The sequence below is a fragment of the Streptomyces sp. RGM 3693 genome (genome assembly GCF_050471125.1).
GTDB lineage: Bacteria > Actinomycetota > Actinomycetes > Streptomycetales > Streptomycetaceae > Streptomyces.
Genome location: NZ_JBMPPQ010000003.1, coordinates 1,690,853 through 1,705,090, shown reverse-complemented (window position 1 = coordinate 1,705,090; position 14,238 = coordinate 1,690,853). Strand labels below are relative to the sequence as shown.

Genomic DNA, 14,238 nt, shown 5'->3' with positions numbered 1-14,238 from the left:
GGGTGACCCAGACTCGGACAACCAGGTTGGAGCGGGGCCGTAGCGCCCTCGGACCCGCACTGGAGCTCGTACACACCGGACGCGCGCCCACCCGTGCCGTCCTGACCACCGAACTCGGCGTGACCCGGGCGACCGCGGGGGCGGTGGCCGCCGAGCTCGAAGCGCTCGGCCTGATCACCGTCGACTCCCGGCCGCACGCCTCCGCGGGCTCCCAAGGGCGGCCCTCCCACCGGTTGTCCCTCAAGGAGAACGGCCCGGTCGTACTCGCCGCACAGATCCACGCCGACGGATACCGCGCCGCCCTGGTCGGCCTCGGCGGCCGGATCGTCGCCACCACGCCCAGCTGCGGCATCATCCCCGCGGACCCCGCGCACGTCCTCGCCGAGGTGGTCGAGGCCGGCGCCGCCCTGCTGCGCGAGACCGGGCGGCGCTGCCTGGGCGCGGGCCTCGCGGTGCCGTCCGCGATCGCCGAACCCGACGGCGAGGCGCTCAACCCGCTCCACCTCGCCTGGCCTTCGGGCGCCCCCGTGCGCGAACTGTTCCTGCGCGCGCTGGCCGACGCCGGCATCCCCGGCGTCACCGAGAAGATCGGTTTCACCGGCAACGATGTCAACCTCGGCGCCCTCGCCGAACACCGGCACGGCGCCGGCCGCGGCGCCCGCCACCTGCTGTGCGTCGCCTCCGGTCACCGCGGCGTCGGCGGGGCACTGGTACTCGACGGCCGCCTGCACAGCGGCAGTTCGGGCCTCGCCCTGGAGGTCGGTCACCTCACCGTCAACCCGGAGGGCGCCCCCTGCTACTGCGGCAGCCGCGGCTGCCTGGACGTCGAGGCCGACCCGCTCGCCTTCCTCGTCGCCGCCGGCCGGGAACCAGGACCGGAGGTCTCACTCCTCCACCAGGCCAGCGAACTGCTCCGGAACGAGTACGCCGACCCCGGCGTACGCACCGCCGCCGACCTGCTCATCGACCGGCTCGGACTGGGCCTCGCCGGCCTGGTCAACATCCTCAACCCCGACCGCATCATCCTCGGCGGACTGCACCGCGCCCTCCTGGAGGCCGACCCCGAGCGACTCCGAGCCGTAGTCGCCGACCGCAGCCTGTGGGGCCGCAGCGGCGGGGTCCCCATCCTGCCGTGCAGCCTCGACCACAACAGCCTGGTGGGCGCGGCGGAACTGGCGTGGCAGCCGGTGCTGGACGACCCGTTGGTCGTCCTCGCCTAGCCGCGGCCCTTGGCTGGCTTCCCACGTTTTTGGCTGCCCGAAGCTCATAACTGGTACTTCTGTGACGGGCCTGAGAGTGCCCCGCCCGGGGATGGACCGGACGGGGCGGGGTGCGGGACTACGCCAGTTCGCCAGACAGGGGGCTAGGCACGATGTGCACGGCGCAGTTGGGGCAGGCATAGATGGTCACATCAGGGCCGCTTGCGCGGGGAACGTACGTCAGCGACCGCAGCGGCAAGGGTGACGCGTAGACGGGGCGAGGCGTGTGGAGAGGCCCCCGCCCTGATATGAGCAGGGGCCTCCAACCCGACTCCCCGCCACGGGGGATGCATCAAGCTGTGGGGAAACGCGAGTCTGGTTACTCGTCGCCACTAGTCGGCGGAGCCTCCGGGGTCTCGCGTCCCGGCCAGATGAACCCCCGTTGGGGTGCCGTGGCATCCTGGTTTCCTGCTTGCGTCTGGGTGTCGCGCCACGCTCGTACGAGCGATGCGTACCGAGGGTTGATCCACTCAGTCATGGAGCCTCCAATCCAGCGCCCAACCTACGCCCAATCGGCCAGTCAGCTACGAGGGTTCACTGGCGGGGGTCTTGCGGTGTGGGCATCGGTTTGATGGCGCATTCCGTGGAATGCTGGCAGTTCGCCGCCACGGACACGAGAGGGGCATCAGCGCCGGCAGGCGGCCCCCACAGTTCTTCATCGACGTTGTAGCCGCACTGCCGGATTCGGTCGCGGGTGCGCTCCAGGACGCTGGGGTCGTAGTTCATCGGGTCCCAGCCGGGGAAGTGGTGCACGAAGGCTCCGCCCAGTTGCTCGCACAGGTCCGCGTACACCTTTGTGTGGAGGATGAGCCCATGCCAACCTTCGTCCACCACTCGGGACGGGGCCAGGCCGTCACCGGGAAAGCGGGAGCAGGCGGCAACGAACTTCAGCCCCTCCGCAACGATCCGTTCGGCGAGGCCAAGTTCCATGCCGGGGTTGTTGTCCTTCACCGTGTTGACGACGCCCACAAAGGACGCCTCACTGACTACTGACTTCGGCTCGTCAGGGTGACGTTGGGTTGTCGAGGGTCAGGCCGGTGCCGGCTATGAAGCCGTCGAGGGTGTCGGGCCGGTACTGGAGGCGTTTGAGCCGGTTGTGGACGAGGGCTTCGAGCCGGTCAAGGGCCATGACGGCGAGATTGGCCAGGCTGTGTTTGACGTGGGCCCAGACCCATTCGACCGGGTTGAGGTCCGGCGAGTAGGCAGGCAGCAGGAACACCGTCAGCCACTCCCGGTCGTCGGTCAACTGCCGCATCCTGCGGGAGACGTGGGTGTTGAGCCGGTCCCACACGAGCACGATCGGGGCCTTGACCAGCTGATGGACGCCGTCGACCAGCGCGATGAAGTCCCGCTCGCTCATGCTGCGGCGTTTGCCCCTGCCTGCGGGGTGGGTCCGCAGACGGTGGCACAGCCGGGTCCGGGAGCCAGGGCGCATCGCGATCAGCCCGGCCACCGACAGCCGTCCCGAACGCCGTCCGCTGACCGTCACGACCGGGGTGCGGCCGCGCCGACCCCAGGTGCGTCCCCGGGGCGGCCGTCGGGTGAAGCCTGCTTCGTCCTCGAAGCAGACGTAGCCCCCGCAGGCCGCCCGCACCCTTTTACCTCCGTCCAGGTCGCCTCCTTCCACGCGGTGACGGCCTGCTCGTCGCGCTCGGCCACCCGACGTGCGGGCACCTGCGGGCTGAAGCCGAGCCGGTGCATCAGCCTCGTGGCACCCGAGACGCTGTAGGAGACGTGGAACTTCCTGCCGATCAGCGTGGCCACCCGCGACGCTGTCCACACCTGGTCCTCCACCCACCCGTGCGCCGCTGGACCCTCCTCCAGGAATCCGGCCAGCTTCTCCAGGCAGTACGGCGACAGCCGGCACCGCGATCCACTCGGACCCCGTGAGGCAAGAGCCGCAGCCCCGCCGTCCCGCCACAGCCGATGCCATTCATAAGCCGACTTCCGGCTCACCCTCAGCCGCTGGGCAACCTCCGGTGGCTTGACCTTCTGCTCGAACAACTCGGCCGCCTGAACCCGAACCGATTCACGACGCTGACGCCCCGCGGCGGTCAACCCGCCCCCATCCGGATATCTCACACACCACGGATACAGCCACCTACCCACGCCCATCAGCGACTTCGCGATGAATCACCCCGACAAGCTGAAGTCAGTAATGCGCTTACCGTGTTCATGTACGACCTCTCGTAGGGGTGTGTCGTGCACGGGGCCGTCTCTGGTCGTGATCGCTGTCCAGGCTTGGCGACCAGAGACGTGCCTTGCGCCTTTCCTAGGGCGGTGGTGGAGCCTGCCCGTCCCTGCCAACCGACACTTCAGGAGGTCAGGTGCAGGAACTTATGTCGCCCAAGACCACTCAGTAGTGGGCGACCGCTTCGCGTTCCCCACTTCGAGCGCAGCCCGGGGACGCTGCCGACGAACATGCCGTCCGCAGAGGCTCGGTAATGACAGTGACACTGCGTCATCTGGCTTCCTTGAGGATCTGAGCCGGACGCTCAGCCGTGTGTGGACCGACCGTGCCGAGCCGCACACCGTTTCCGCCTATGGCCAGTTCAGGGACGCACAGGTTCAGGTCATCGAGGGCCAGCCGCAGGTGTCGGAACGACGTATCGATCACGTGCTGCACGTTGCGCACTTCGGGTTCCATCACTGGTGCTCCGGGTGCTGGCGGATCTCGATGTTGCAATCGGATGCCGCCGACCTGTCTCGGCGCTCCCGTGCCTCCGCCCGATGCTTGGCCAGCGCCGCGCACACATCACAACCGTCTACAGGCACAGGCTCCAGGTCCAGGCGTAGAGGCAGTACAACCGGTGCTGCGGCGTATCTCGTCGGCTCGGTCATGGGAGCGATCTTCACGCCCTACACCAGGACGTAGGAACCTCGTACGTTTCCCACTTCGGGACGTCCTGCAGCGGGTAGAACGTACCTGGCAACGTCCAAACGTGCAGGGTGACACTGACTATGCGGAATGAGCGTCTGCGGGCCGTCCTGACGTCCAAAGGGTGGACGCACTCAGACCTAGCCAAAGCAACCGGCGTAGATCCCAAGAGTGTTGAACGGTGGGTCAACCTTGGGTGGACGCCTAGGCGAGCAACCGCACTCAAGGCAGCCGAGGCGTTAGCCTCGCGCTTTCATGAGCGTGCTCGTCCATGCCTTGATCAAATAAGCGGAGAGTGCTCCTGACCTGCAACGATGGGACTTGTCTAGGGTCCTGTTGGCTGCACGGAAAGAAGCACTCTCCAGGTGAGCAAGCGTATCGGGTTGTACCCGCGTGTCCGTGTCGAGGGCGGTGGCAGCGGGGCGGTCTCGCAGGCCGGGGCGGTGCTGCTGGTCGAGACGGTCGGCAAGGTGGGCCTGGACACCGCGATATCGGTGGCATTGGCACCGTGGCGCAAGCCGCGGGCAGTGCACGACCCGGGCAAGGTTCTGCTGGATGTCGCGCTCGGAGTCGCTCTGGGCGGGGACTGCCTCGCCGATGTCGCCATGCTGCGGGCCGAGCCCGACGTGTTCGGCCCGGTGGCGTCCGACCCCACGGTCTCACGACTCATCGACGCCCTCGCCGCAGCCGGACCGAAGGCGCTCACCGCGATCCGGTCGGCGCGGGCCGAAGTACGGTCGCGGGTCTGGGAACTGGCCGGGGCGAACGGTCCGGCCGCCGACGCTCACGTGATCGTGGACATCGACGGCGTGCTGGTCCTTGCGCACTCCGAGAAGCAGGACGCCACCGCGACCTGGAAGAAGACCTTCGGCCATCATCCGCTCGTCGCGTTCGTCGACCACGGCCAAGCCGGTTCCGGAGAGCCGGTGGCCGCGCTGCTGCGGCCCGGCAACGCAGGCTCCAACACCGCGAGCGATCACATCACCACCACCCAACTCGCCCTGGCCCAACTCCCCAAACACCTGCGGCGGGGCCGGCAGACACTGATCCGCACGGACTCTGCCGGCGGCACCCACGCCTTCCTCGACTGGCTCTCCCGCCGGGGCCGGTGGCTGTCGTATTCCGTCGGCATGACCATCACCGACGCCATCCACCAGGCCGTCCTGAAGATCCCGAAGAAGGCGTGGACACCGGCTTACGACGCGGGCGGCACAGAGCGGCCCGGCGCCTGGGTCGCGGAGATCACCGACATGCCCGACCTGAGCACGTGGCCCAAGGGGATGCGGCTGATCGTCCGCAAGGAACGGTCGCACCCCGGCGCCCAGTTGCGCTTCACCGACGTCGACGGACTGCGACTGACCTGCTTCGCGACCAACACCCAAGGCGGCCAGCTCGCCGACCTTGAACTGCGCCACCGCAGGCGGGCCCGCTGCGAGGACCGCATCCGAAACGCCCGCGACACCGGCCTGCGCAACCTGCCCCTGCATGACACGGCACAGAACCGGATCTGGCTGGAGATCGTCTCCCTCGCACTCGACCTCCTCGCCTGGATGCCGATGCTCGCCCTGACCGCAGAAACGCGCCGCTGGGAACCCAAGAAGCTCCGCCTGCGACTGTTCTCCGCCGCCGCCCAGCTGGTCACCACCGGCCGCCGCCGCTGGCTCCGCTTCACCACGCGATGGCCCTGGACCGACGAAGTCACCCGGGCAATCGACCGGCTCAATGCCTTGCCGAGCCCCGGCTGACCAGCCACACCGACCGCCCCAACGATCCGCACCACCACACCGGGAAAGTGGAACCCGGCGCCCATCCGACGCGACAACCGGGCCCTCAACGTGCCCCAGCCCCGAAAAGACCGCACCTCGCAAACACAGAGTCCCCGTCAGCACACCGACGAGGACTCATGAACGATCGAGGTTAGGGGAAGATATGCACGCGTTGTGGCCAGCACTCAGGCAGGCGCGCTCCGCACGGGCGGTCAGTCCCGAACTGGTCGCGCTGTACGACCAACGGGCCGATGTCCCTGTTTCCATGTACGCGGACTTGTTCGCCCAAGCAGAGGAGCGCATTGATGTTCTGGTCTATGCGGCGGTTTTCCTGCATGAGGCATACCCGCGCCTGAATGACCTCCTGCGAGAGCGCGCCGCCGAGGGGTGCGCTGTCCGGATCGCCATTGGGGACGCCGATAGCGAGAACGTCAAGCAGCGAGGAAAGGAAGAACGGTTTGGTCACGGGATCGAATCGCGCTGCCGACTCGCGCTCATGCATTACCGGCCCTTGCTTGAGGTGTCTGGGGTCGAACTTCGGACGCACGGCACAACCCTCTACAACAGCCTCTATCGCAGCGATGATCAGATGTTGGTCAACGCACACGTCTGGGGCGTAAACGCGTACGGCGCACCCGTATGGCACCTGCGGCGAAACAGTGATGGCGGGATATTTGACAGCTACACGGAGAGCTTTGATGCCGTATGGGGCCAGGCAACGCCTGTACAGGAAGGCTAGAGAGTGTCACGCACTGAGTACTACGACGATCCTGATGCACCGAAGCCGAACAGTCTCGTCGTCGCTGCCTCAGCGGTCGTGACTGACGACAAAGGCCGAATCCTGCTACAGCGCCGCCGAGACAATGACCTCTGGGCGCTGCCGGGCGGCGGAATGGACATGACCGACTCACTACCAGGAACGGCCGTGCGGGAGGTCAAGGAAGAGACCGGCTACGACGTGGAGATCACGGGACTGATCGGCACGTATACCGACCCGCGCCACATCATCGCGTACTGCGACGGGGAGGTGAGGCGGCAGTTCAATGTGTGCTTCCGGGCGCGCATCGTTGGCGGCTCGCTCGCCGTCTCTGACGAGAGCACGGAAGTCCGCTTTGTTGAACCCAGCGAACTAAACGCGCTTCCTATGCATCACACCCAGCGGCTACGACTCCAACACTTCCTGGAGGACCGGCCGATGCCTTATCTGGGATAGCGAAAAGCCCCCGCACCCGTCGCCCGGTGAAGGGTGACGAGCGCGGGGGCTCTCAGTGGTTCATCCGACGAGGACGTTGGTCAGGCGGGCGGCTGCCTTGCCTCCGAACAGCGCCAGGCCACAGTAAAAGTCGATGCGGGTGCGGTAGACGGGCTTGTCGTGGGACTCGCCCAGGTCGGTGACCTGGACGCCGCCGTTGGTGAGTCCGGAGACGCCGGCGTCAGCCTCGGTCGCCCCGAAGCGAACCGCGTAGACGTCACCAGTCTGCTTTCCGTCGGCGACCGTCGTCAGCGGCAGCACATCGGTACCGTCCAGCTTCTGCCCGGCGTCCAGGAGCGGCACGCCCTTCCACGTAACGGTGCGCTTTCCCGCGATCTCCTCTCGCAGCAACTCGCCACCACCGAGCCGGCGAAACCCGGACTCGATCTTTGCCCGGACGGCAGCATTCATGTAGAGCGCGCCATTGGAACCGTTGACACCTCGCACCTGTGCGGTCAGCGAGTCCAACACGTCAAAGAAATCATGCCCGTTGATGACCGGGCCGGTCTCCTTCGCGTCGAGTACCTGACTGCCGAACAAGCGCTTGCGCAGAACCATCGAAACCCTTCGGGTTCACCTCCACGTCGCCGTTGAAGAACTGGTCAGAGAAGTGGACCGACGCGGCCTTGACCTTGAGTGCAGTCTGTACCGCCCGCTGGTCGTTGAGGTTGCCCCGGGTCTGAACGATGAACTTGTCCACGTCTGCATCCCCGCCAAGGATGGCCAGGGTTTCAACCCGCTGGTGCGAGATCTCCGGTGATGCCGAACTCCACCCGGCGCAGATCGAGCTTCCGCCATCCGCCCTTGGCGCCGCGCTTCACGTCCAGGCGTGCGCCCGCGTCTATGAGCATGGCGCGCTTACCTTCCGTGTCGGATGCGTGCCATTCGTCGGCGAACGTGCGCCCGGTGGGGACGATCTCGCGTCGGGGCTCGGTCTTCTCCCGTGTCTCCAGCTCGGCTAGCCGCGCGTCAAGTGCGTCTGCACGCCGTTGCCACTCGGCTTGCGCTGCCTTGGACTTCTGGCGCCCCTTCTGGTCCTGGTGCTCGGCGAACTCGGCGGTGGTGGCGTCGATTTCGGGCTGTGGGTCGTACCCGGGTATCTCTGTGATGCGCGTGAACTGCACGGGGCCGACCAGGCGTAGGAACTCGGCGGTTACGTATTCGTCCACCCACGTTCCGCGGATGGTGACGGGGGCAGGGTAGTGCGTTCCGTACTTGTACGAGCTGCACCCGTAGTTCCCGGACGACTTGTTCAGGTACATGCGGCTGCCGCATCCGGTGCAGTGGATCACCCGCAGCAGCAGCGCTGCCGAGTCCTTGCGCGTGGGTGCCTTCTCCGACGTCGGCTTCGGTGCCAGCAGTGCGCCGATCTGGTCGAACTCCTCGCGGGTCACGATCGGCGTTTCGGTGGCCATGGCGGGGTTGCCCTGGTCGTCACGGACAGGCTTGCCGGCGTGCATCTTCCAGCCCAGCAGTGCGGGGCTGGTCAGCATGGTCACGATGTGCTGAGAGCGCCACTGCACGGGCTTCTTCTTCGGCGCGTCCGTCTCCGTACCGTCGGCCTCGGCGGTCCCCTTGGTTCGGGCCTTGTACGCCTTCCAGTGCCCCGAGGGGGACAGCACCCCGTCCGCGTTGAGCATGAGCGCGATGGCGTGCGGGCTCTTGCCCTCCAGCAGCGCCGCAATGATCCGCTCGATGACGCGCACGGCGTCCGGATCGGGGACGAGCGTCCAGCCGACCCCACCGTGTTCCTTCGGCATGGGGGCAGGCAGGTCCCCATACGCCGAACGCCCACCGCCGCGCCACCGAAGCGCCATCTTCCGCATGGCAGCCTGCGCGCCGGTCACGTGGTCACTGATGCTCTGCGACTCCACCTGAGCGGCAAAGGCCAGCATGAGCATCATGAGTTCGCTCATGGGATCCATGGGGTTGCGGAAGTCGAAGACCAGCCGGCCCCCACCGATACCCTCGGCGAAAACGATCATCTTGCGGTGCTCGCGTGCCCACTCGGCGAGCTGGTACATGTCGTCCATGGACCGGATGGCGCGATCGAAGCGCCAGAACACCAGGGCATCAAAGGCGGTGGGTCGGGCTAGCCAGCCGCCGAGCTGCGGGCGGTCGAACGGGCCGATCTTGGACGCGCTCATGTCCAGGTCCACGGCTTCCCGCAGCTCGTCACCCTCGCCGAAGTCGATCCCGAGCGCTGCCGCTGCTATGTCGTCGGCCTCGCGCTGCCGCTCGGGGCTGGTCGTCTCGTCCGTCCGCACCGAGAGACGGATGCACCGGACTCCGCGCAGGGTCTCGTTGATGACAGTCCCGGCGGGGGCTGATTGGGTTGTATTCATGCCGCCGGTAGGGACCGGCGAGTTCCCGGACCGCTTGACCTGCGTCGATGCCACCACGGGTGATCACTCCAGAACTATGACTCTGGAGCTTCGGGGCTTTCCCGCCGTGGGGGTTCTTGGTGTTTCGCCTGTGGCGTTGTTTCGCCTGCGGTGTGGGGTGTTGTCCGCTGCGCGGGGCTGTTGGGTGCGGTGGCGGGGATGTGGGGCTGGGGTGTGCCGGACTGCTTCGCTTTACGTCCGGCACACCCCAGCCCCACATCCCCGCCCCCTCCCGTGAGTGGGTGGGAAAAGAGGGACGGTGGGGTGCGCGCCGGCGGGACCGTGTCGGCCCGTGGGTGGGTCGGTGCCGTCCGTGGGTGGAAGAGGCGCGGATTCGAAGACGTGCAGGTTCGAAGACATGCGAGCTCATGGAGGTGCGGGCTCATGGAGGGAAAGAGACCGGCACCGGACCACTCGCCTTGCCCCCCACTCACCGTCCTTCCCCACCACCACCGGGAGGGGGCGGGTTGGAGGGGTTGGTGTTCAGGACGTAAAGCGCAGCAGTCCTGAACACCAACCCCTCCAACCCGCCCCCGCACCCCGAAAGCCCCGCGCAGCGGACCACAGCCCGCCGCAGGCGAAACGACGCCGCACCCGGCAACGTACGAGGCGGCCCCGCGCAGTGGCCCCGCGCCGCCAGGCGCCAACCGCAGCGGACGGGTAACTACGGCCACTCAGCCGAAAACGCTCGACCCGGGTTCGTCGTCAGCATCCCCCGCACCGCCTCCGCGCCCACGGCGAGTTCCAGCCGTGGACGGAGCCTGCGCAGCAGATACGGCATGCCGGGGCCGCCGTTCACCGAACGGGCGGCGGCCGTCGTGGTGTCGCCGCCGAGCAGGATCCGGTCGGCGAATCCGGCGTCGCAGAGTGCCGCCACCGCGTCCGGCAGCCGCCAGTCCGTGGTGTGGTTGGCGCGTGACGGGCCGTCGAAGGCGAGGTAGGCGCCGGCTTCGGCGGCCATCCGGTGTGTCGCGAGGTCGGGTGAGCGGTTGAGGTGGCCGAGGATCACCCGGTCCGGCGGAACGGCCAATTCGCCGCACAGCAGGTCGAGGACGTCCAACGCCCCGGTGCCCAGCTCCAGGTGGACGCCGATGGCCGCGCCGGTCGCCCGATGGGCCTCGGCGGCGGCCGTCATGGTGAGTCTTGCGTGCCGGTCCAGTCCGTGGAAGCCGCCGGCCACCTTGATCATGCCGGCCCGGGGTCGGGGCTCGGGGGAGTGTGCGGCGTCGCCGGTGCCGATGATGCCCTCGGTCAGTTCGGTGACGAAGAGTGCGGCCGGATCCGCCGGGAGCCGTGTCAGGACGTCGGGGGCGTAGTGCACCTCCTGGTGCAGCCCGGTCGCGGCGACGATCGTCACTCCCGACTCCCGGGCCAGCCGTGGCAGTTCGGCCGCCCGTCGACCCATGCCGTACGGCGTCCACTGGATTACGGCCGAGCCGCCGGCCGCCCGGAAGGCGCGTAGTTCGGCGGCGGCCGCCTCGGGGTCGGCCAGTTCCTGGCCCGGCAGTTGGGGGCTGCCCAGGAAGAGGTGGTCGTGCGCGTCGCAGACGCCGAGGCGGTCGGGGGCGAGGTCGCCCAGGACGGTGCGGACGACGGGGCCGGCGGGCGGCTCGGTGCGGTGGCCGGGTGCGGCCGCGGGGGTCGGGGTCACCACTGCCGCCCGGCGCCCAGCCGGCCGGTGCCCGGCGCGGACAGGTGCAGTACCCGGAAGCGCTCCCCGCCGGCGGACTCCGGGGCGGTGTCCGCCCAGAGGGTGAAGTGGACCAGTTCCCAGTGCCGGGGGTCGAGGCCGAGGGCGGTGGTGTGCACGCCGTCGGTGGTCGCGAGCTTCTCGTGCCCGGCGAGCGCGTCCTCGATGGCGGTCGGCAGGTCGGAGCCTTCGGGGAGCGGCTGGGTCCGCTGGGTGAAGGAGCCGGGGGCGCGGTCGGCCGCGGGCCCCGGGCGGTGGTACAGGCCCTGCCAGTTGTGGACCGCCGGCCGTCCGAAGTCGCGGACCACGCCGCGGAACCCCTCGCCGGTCAGGAAGCGGTTCATCGCCTCCTGGTCGGCCCAGAGGTAGAACGGCGCGTACTGGTTGACCGGTGAGCCGTCGGTGCCGCGCTCCCGGATCCCGTACGCCTTGAGGCCGAGGCCGGCGAAGTCGTCCAGTAGGTGGCCCTTGGTTCGCACCCGGTGTCGGATGATCTCCATGTCGTAGTCGGCGGGCAGCGTGATGCGGTACTGCATGGCGTGCATGGGCGGGGCTCCGTAGGGGAGGGGAGGTCAGGGTGTGCGGGGCTCGGGGGCTGCGGGCGGTGTGGCCTGTGCGGCCAGGAGGGCCAGTAGGCCGTGTACGGCGGCGTCGAACGGCGCGGCGTCCTCGGCCGCCCGGGCCAGGACGTAGCCGCCCTGGACGACCGCGGCGACGCTGGCCGCGGTGGCCGCCGGATCGAGGGCGGTGGCCAGCTCACCGCGCTGCTGCCCCTCGGTGAGGACCTCCGCGATCCGGCGCTGGAGCCAGCCGAACATCGCGTCCAACGGGGCACGGAGTGCCGGGTCCTGCACCACGTCGCGGTCCTGCGTCATCCGCCCGATCGGACAGCCGCGCAGTACCTGTCGCTCGCGCAGCAGGTAGGCCGCTACCCGGTCGTACGCCGTGCCGGGGGCGGTGAAGATTTCCTCGGCGGTCGTCCGCATGTCCTCGGCGGTGCGCTGGATCGCCGCCAGCGCGAGATCGGACTTGCCCGCGAAGTGGTGGTACATGCTGCCCTGGCCCACCCCGGCGCGTTGCAGGATCGCCTTGGGGCTGGTGCCGACGTAGCCGCGTTCCCACAGGAGTTCCTGGGTGCTGGTGACGAGCCGTTCCTGCGTGCTGGCCGGGGGAGCGCCGGCTGCCGCTGTGCTGTCCTGTGTCGCTGCGCTGTCCTGCGTACTGTTCACACCCTGACTGTACATACCAGTAGTTACAGAGATCAAGAGTGGCGGCTGGAGTGGCGGCTGGAATGACGTCCAGGGTTCTCGGGGCGGTGCCCGGGGTGGTGTCAGAGCTCGGGTGCTCCCTGGCCCGCGTCGCGTACCCCCGCGGTCGTACGTGCAGTGCCGCCGGGCGTACGACGACGCGCGGGCCCGCGGCGGCGAGTCTCGAAGGCAGACACCCGGCGTCTCCGCCCGGCCCGCGGCCGGAGACCGTCCGGTTCATCCCGTCAAGGAGCTGACTTCCATGAACGCACTGGCAGAACACTGGTCCGGCGGCGGTCCGGGGCCCTGGATCCTCTTCTTCCCGCTCGTCTGGGCGGCCGTGGCCTTCGGCGTGGTGACCCTGCTGCGCCGCACCGGGTGGCGGCGCGGCGGTCCCGGCCGGGCCTTCCGCGGCCCGTGGCCCGGTCCCCGGCCCGCGGCCGGCGGTGACACCCCGACCCCGATCGCCGTCCTCGGTCGCCGGTTCGCGGCCGGTGAGATCGACGAGGAGGAGTACTGGCGCCGGTTGTCCGTCCTGGAGGAGCACTTCGGCGCCGGCCACAAGGGGAGCGCGGCCTGACGCGCCGGGTCTGTGGTCAGCCGACCCGCGCGCTCCGGGTCCGGGGCCGGGGGTCGGCGCCCGCCTCCTCCATCGGCGCGGGGTCCCAGTGGGTCCGCAGCGCCCGGGCCTCTTCGGGGGCGGTGGTCAGCGCGGGGAGGGTGAACCAGACGACCTTGCCCGGGCCGTGGGGGCGCACCCCCCAGCTCTCGCTGAGCGCCGCGATCAGGGCCAGCCCGCGGCCGCAGGTCTCCCAGCTCCCGGCGGTCCGCAGGTGCGGCATCCGGGGATCGAGGTCGTGCACCGAGACCGTCAACTGATCGAGCAGGACGCACAGTTCGACGGTGCACTGCTTGCTGGGCCGGGCGTGCCGGTGGACGTTGGCGAGGAGTTCGGTCACCCCGAGGGCGGCCGGATCGATCAAGGCGTCCAGATGCCAGTACCGCAACTGCGCGGAGACGATCCTGCGCACGTGCCCGATCCGGGCCGGGGCGGCCTGGAGTTCCACCGTGCAGTGTCTGCTGGGCTGCCTGATCACGACCGCGACTCCCTGATGAGGCCGGGCACCCCTCGTACCGGGGAGGGGTGAAGATCGGAACCGGCGATGCCCGCTGCGCCGCAGCGTCATCGCTGGTGAACCCTCAGTGATACGTGTCCAGAGTCCTTCAGGCGGTGCGCCGCCGCAACCGCACCGCCCCGGCCGCAGCCGGCGTTCACGCGCGTGGCCGACGTGCCGCCTCCACGGCGTTGAGGAAGCGGTCCCGGGCGCCCAGGGTCAGCGAATAGCGGTTCCCGTTGAGGACGGCGAGCGCCCGGTCGCGGGCCGCGAACAGCGGCTTGTGGGCTTCCACCGCGCCGAGCGGGGCGCTGTCGATCTCCGTGCCGTAACTGGTCAGCAGTGCCAGCCGGCCGCCGCTGATGCGGATCTGTCCCGCTCTGGTCAGGGACCGCAACGCGCGCTCGATCCGCACGCCGGTCGCGTTGTATTCCGGCTCCGCCATCCTCACCACTCCCCGATGCCATGGGCGGGTCTCGTCCACCGCCCCCCGATAGGAAGTTTGCCGCCACAACGCCCGGTTCACCAGTGCCGCACGGGGCGCAGAGGCGCACAACACCCTTCCCCCAGGGCCTTCTTGGGGCCTCTCAAAGGGTTGTTTATGCAGGTGAGAAGCGTGCGCCGGGTGGTTATAGTCGAAACCGGCC

15 protein-coding genes and 2 pseudogenes are annotated in these 14,238 nt (G+C 68.9%); 6 read left to right on the top strand and 11 right to left on the bottom strand.

What is annotated here, in order from left to right:
• Positions 1–2: 2 nt before the first annotated feature.
• Positions 3–1,220, top strand: a complete 1,218-nt coding sequence (locus ACO0M4_RS36035; protein ID WP_430375289.1) for an ROK family protein — start codon at positions 3–5, stop codon at positions 1,218–1,220.
• A 573-nt stretch (positions 1,221–1,793) separates the two neighbouring features.
• Here the strand turns inward: ACO0M4_RS36035 and ACO0M4_RS36030 are convergent.
• From ACO0M4_RS36030 to ACO0M4_RS36020, 3 genes are all read right to left on the bottom strand, one after another.
• Positions 1,794–2,228 carry a glycine-rich domain-containing protein gene (locus ACO0M4_RS36030; protein ID WP_430375288.1) on the bottom strand — a complete coding sequence of 145 codons (435 nt, stop codon included), beginning with the start codon at positions 2,226–2,228 and terminating at the stop codon, positions 1,794–1,796.
• Between the two features lie 34 nt (positions 2,229–2,262).
• A protein-coding gene (locus ACO0M4_RS36025) for an IS630 family transposase (RefSeq protein ID WP_430375287.1) occupies positions 2,263–3,341 on the bottom strand; the annotation gives its coding sequence in 2 pieces (ribosomal slippage) (positions 2,263–2,840 and positions 2,840–3,341; 1,080 coding nt in all).
• Positions 3,342–3,720: 379 nt separating this feature from the next.
• Entirely contained in the window at positions 3,721–3,906 is a 186-nt protein-coding gene (locus ACO0M4_RS36020) for a hypothetical protein (RefSeq protein WP_430375286.1), read from the bottom strand.
• A 314-nt stretch (positions 3,907–4,220) separates the two neighbouring features.
• Between ACO0M4_RS36020 and ACO0M4_RS36015 the strand changes: the two are divergent.
• From ACO0M4_RS36015 to ACO0M4_RS36000, 4 genes and pseudogenes are all read left to right on the top strand, one after another.
• A pseudogene (locus ACO0M4_RS36015) lies at positions 4,221–4,394 on the top strand (helix-turn-helix domain-containing protein); the annotation flags it as partial.
• A gap of 108 nt (positions 4,395–4,502) precedes the next feature.
• A complete protein-coding gene (locus ACO0M4_RS36010) occupies positions 4,503–5,882 on the top strand; it encodes an IS1380 family transposase (protein WP_430368540.1) in 1,380 nt (459 codons plus the stop codon).
• 172 nt (positions 5,883–6,054) lie between these two features.
• Positions 6,055–6,642, top strand: a pseudogene (locus tag ACO0M4_RS36005) (XRE family transcriptional regulator); the annotation flags it as partial.
• A 3-nt stretch (positions 6,643–6,645) separates the two neighbouring features.
• Positions 6,646–7,116: an NUDIX hydrolase gene (locus ACO0M4_RS36000; RefSeq protein ID WP_430375285.1), complete on the top strand. Its 471-nt coding sequence runs from the start codon at positions 6,646–6,648 to the stop codon at positions 7,114–7,116.
• Positions 7,117–7,176: 60 nt separating this feature from the next.
• Here the strand turns inward: ACO0M4_RS36000 and ACO0M4_RS35995 are convergent, their stop codons facing one another.
• The 6 genes from ACO0M4_RS35995 to ACO0M4_RS35970 all read right to left on the bottom strand — a co-directional run bounded on the left by ACO0M4_RS35995 (position 7,177) and on the right by ACO0M4_RS35970 (position 12,458).
• Positions 7,177–7,713, bottom strand: a complete 537-nt coding sequence (locus tag ACO0M4_RS35995; RefSeq protein WP_430375284.1) for a hypothetical protein — start codon at positions 7,711–7,713, stop codon at positions 7,177–7,179.
• The gene (locus ACO0M4_RS35990) at positions 7,637–7,855 is read right to left on the bottom strand and encodes a hypothetical protein (RefSeq protein ID WP_430375283.1); all 219 of its coding nucleotides are present in this window, start codon (positions 7,853–7,855) and stop codon (positions 7,637–7,639) included. Before ACO0M4_RS35990 ends, ACO0M4_RS35995 begins: the two co-directional genes overlap by 77 nt.
• Before the next feature lie 31 nt (positions 7,856–7,886).
• Complete coding sequence (locus ACO0M4_RS35985) at positions 7,887–9,500, bottom strand: recombinase family protein (RefSeq protein ID WP_430375282.1); 1,614 nt, start codon at positions 9,498–9,500, stop codon at positions 7,887–7,889.
• Positions 9,501–10,203: 703 nt separating this feature from the next.
• Positions 10,204–11,190 (bottom strand): phosphotriesterase family protein, encoded by a 987-nt coding sequence (locus ACO0M4_RS35980; RefSeq protein WP_430375281.1) that lies wholly within the window; start codon positions 11,188–11,190, stop codon positions 10,204–10,206.
• Positions 11,187–11,774, bottom strand: coding sequence for a DUF4865 family protein (locus ACO0M4_RS35975; protein WP_430375280.1), 588 nt, complete (start codon positions 11,772–11,774; stop codon positions 11,187–11,189). Before ACO0M4_RS35975 ends, ACO0M4_RS35980 begins: the two co-directional genes overlap by 4 nt.
• 27 nt (positions 11,775–11,801) lie before the next feature.
• Positions 11,802–12,458, bottom strand: a complete 657-nt coding sequence (locus ACO0M4_RS35970; RefSeq protein ID WP_430375279.1) for a TetR/AcrR family transcriptional regulator — start codon at positions 12,456–12,458, stop codon at positions 11,802–11,804.
• A 280-nt stretch (positions 12,459–12,738) separates the two neighbouring features.
• On the opposite strand from ACO0M4_RS35970, the gene ACO0M4_RS35965 reads away from it, so the two are divergent.
• Complete coding sequence (locus tag ACO0M4_RS35965) at positions 12,739–13,056, top strand: SHOCT domain-containing protein (RefSeq protein WP_430375278.1); 318 nt, start codon at positions 12,739–12,741, stop codon at positions 13,054–13,056.
• A gap of 16 nt (positions 13,057–13,072) precedes the next feature.
• On the opposite strand, the gene ACO0M4_RS35960 is transcribed toward ACO0M4_RS35965, so the two are convergent.
• Both ACO0M4_RS35960 and ACO0M4_RS35955 read right to left on the bottom strand, forming a co-directional pair.
• A complete protein-coding gene (locus ACO0M4_RS35960; protein ID WP_430375277.1) occupies positions 13,073–13,573 on the bottom strand; it encodes an ATP-binding protein in 501 nt (166 codons plus the stop codon).
• A 175-nt stretch (positions 13,574–13,748) separates the two neighbouring features.
• On the bottom strand, positions 13,749–14,036 hold the full coding sequence (locus ACO0M4_RS35955) for a hypothetical protein (protein WP_100604005.1): 288 nt from the start codon (positions 14,034–14,036) through the stop codon (positions 13,749–13,751).
• Between the last annotated feature and the right edge of the window lie 202 nt (positions 14,037–14,238).

Bases quoted from the DNA above. Each gene is read 5' to 3' on its own strand.
- ACO0M4_RS35985 (WP_430375282.1), bottom strand. From the start codon at position 9,500: ATGAATACAACCCAATCAGCCCCCGCCGGGACTGTCATCAACGAGACC.
- ACO0M4_RS35955 (WP_100604005.1), bottom strand. From the start codon at position 14,036: ATGGCGGAGCCGGAATACAACGCGACCGGCGTGCGGATCGAGCGCGCG.
- ACO0M4_RS35975 (WP_430375280.1), bottom strand. From the start codon at position 11,774: ATGCACGCCATGCAGTACCGCATCACGCTGCCCGCCGACTACGACATG.
- ACO0M4_RS36020 (WP_430375286.1), bottom strand. From the start codon at position 3,906: ATGGAACCCGAAGTGCGCAACGTGCAGCACGTGATCGATACGTCGTTC.
- ACO0M4_RS35995 (WP_430375284.1), bottom strand. From the start codon at position 7,713: ATGGTTCTGCGCAAGCGCTTGTTCGGCAGTCAGGTACTCGACGCGAAG.
- ACO0M4_RS35965 (WP_430375278.1), top strand. From the start codon at position 12,739: ATGAACGCACTGGCAGAACACTGGTCCGGCGGCGGTCCGGGGCCCTGG.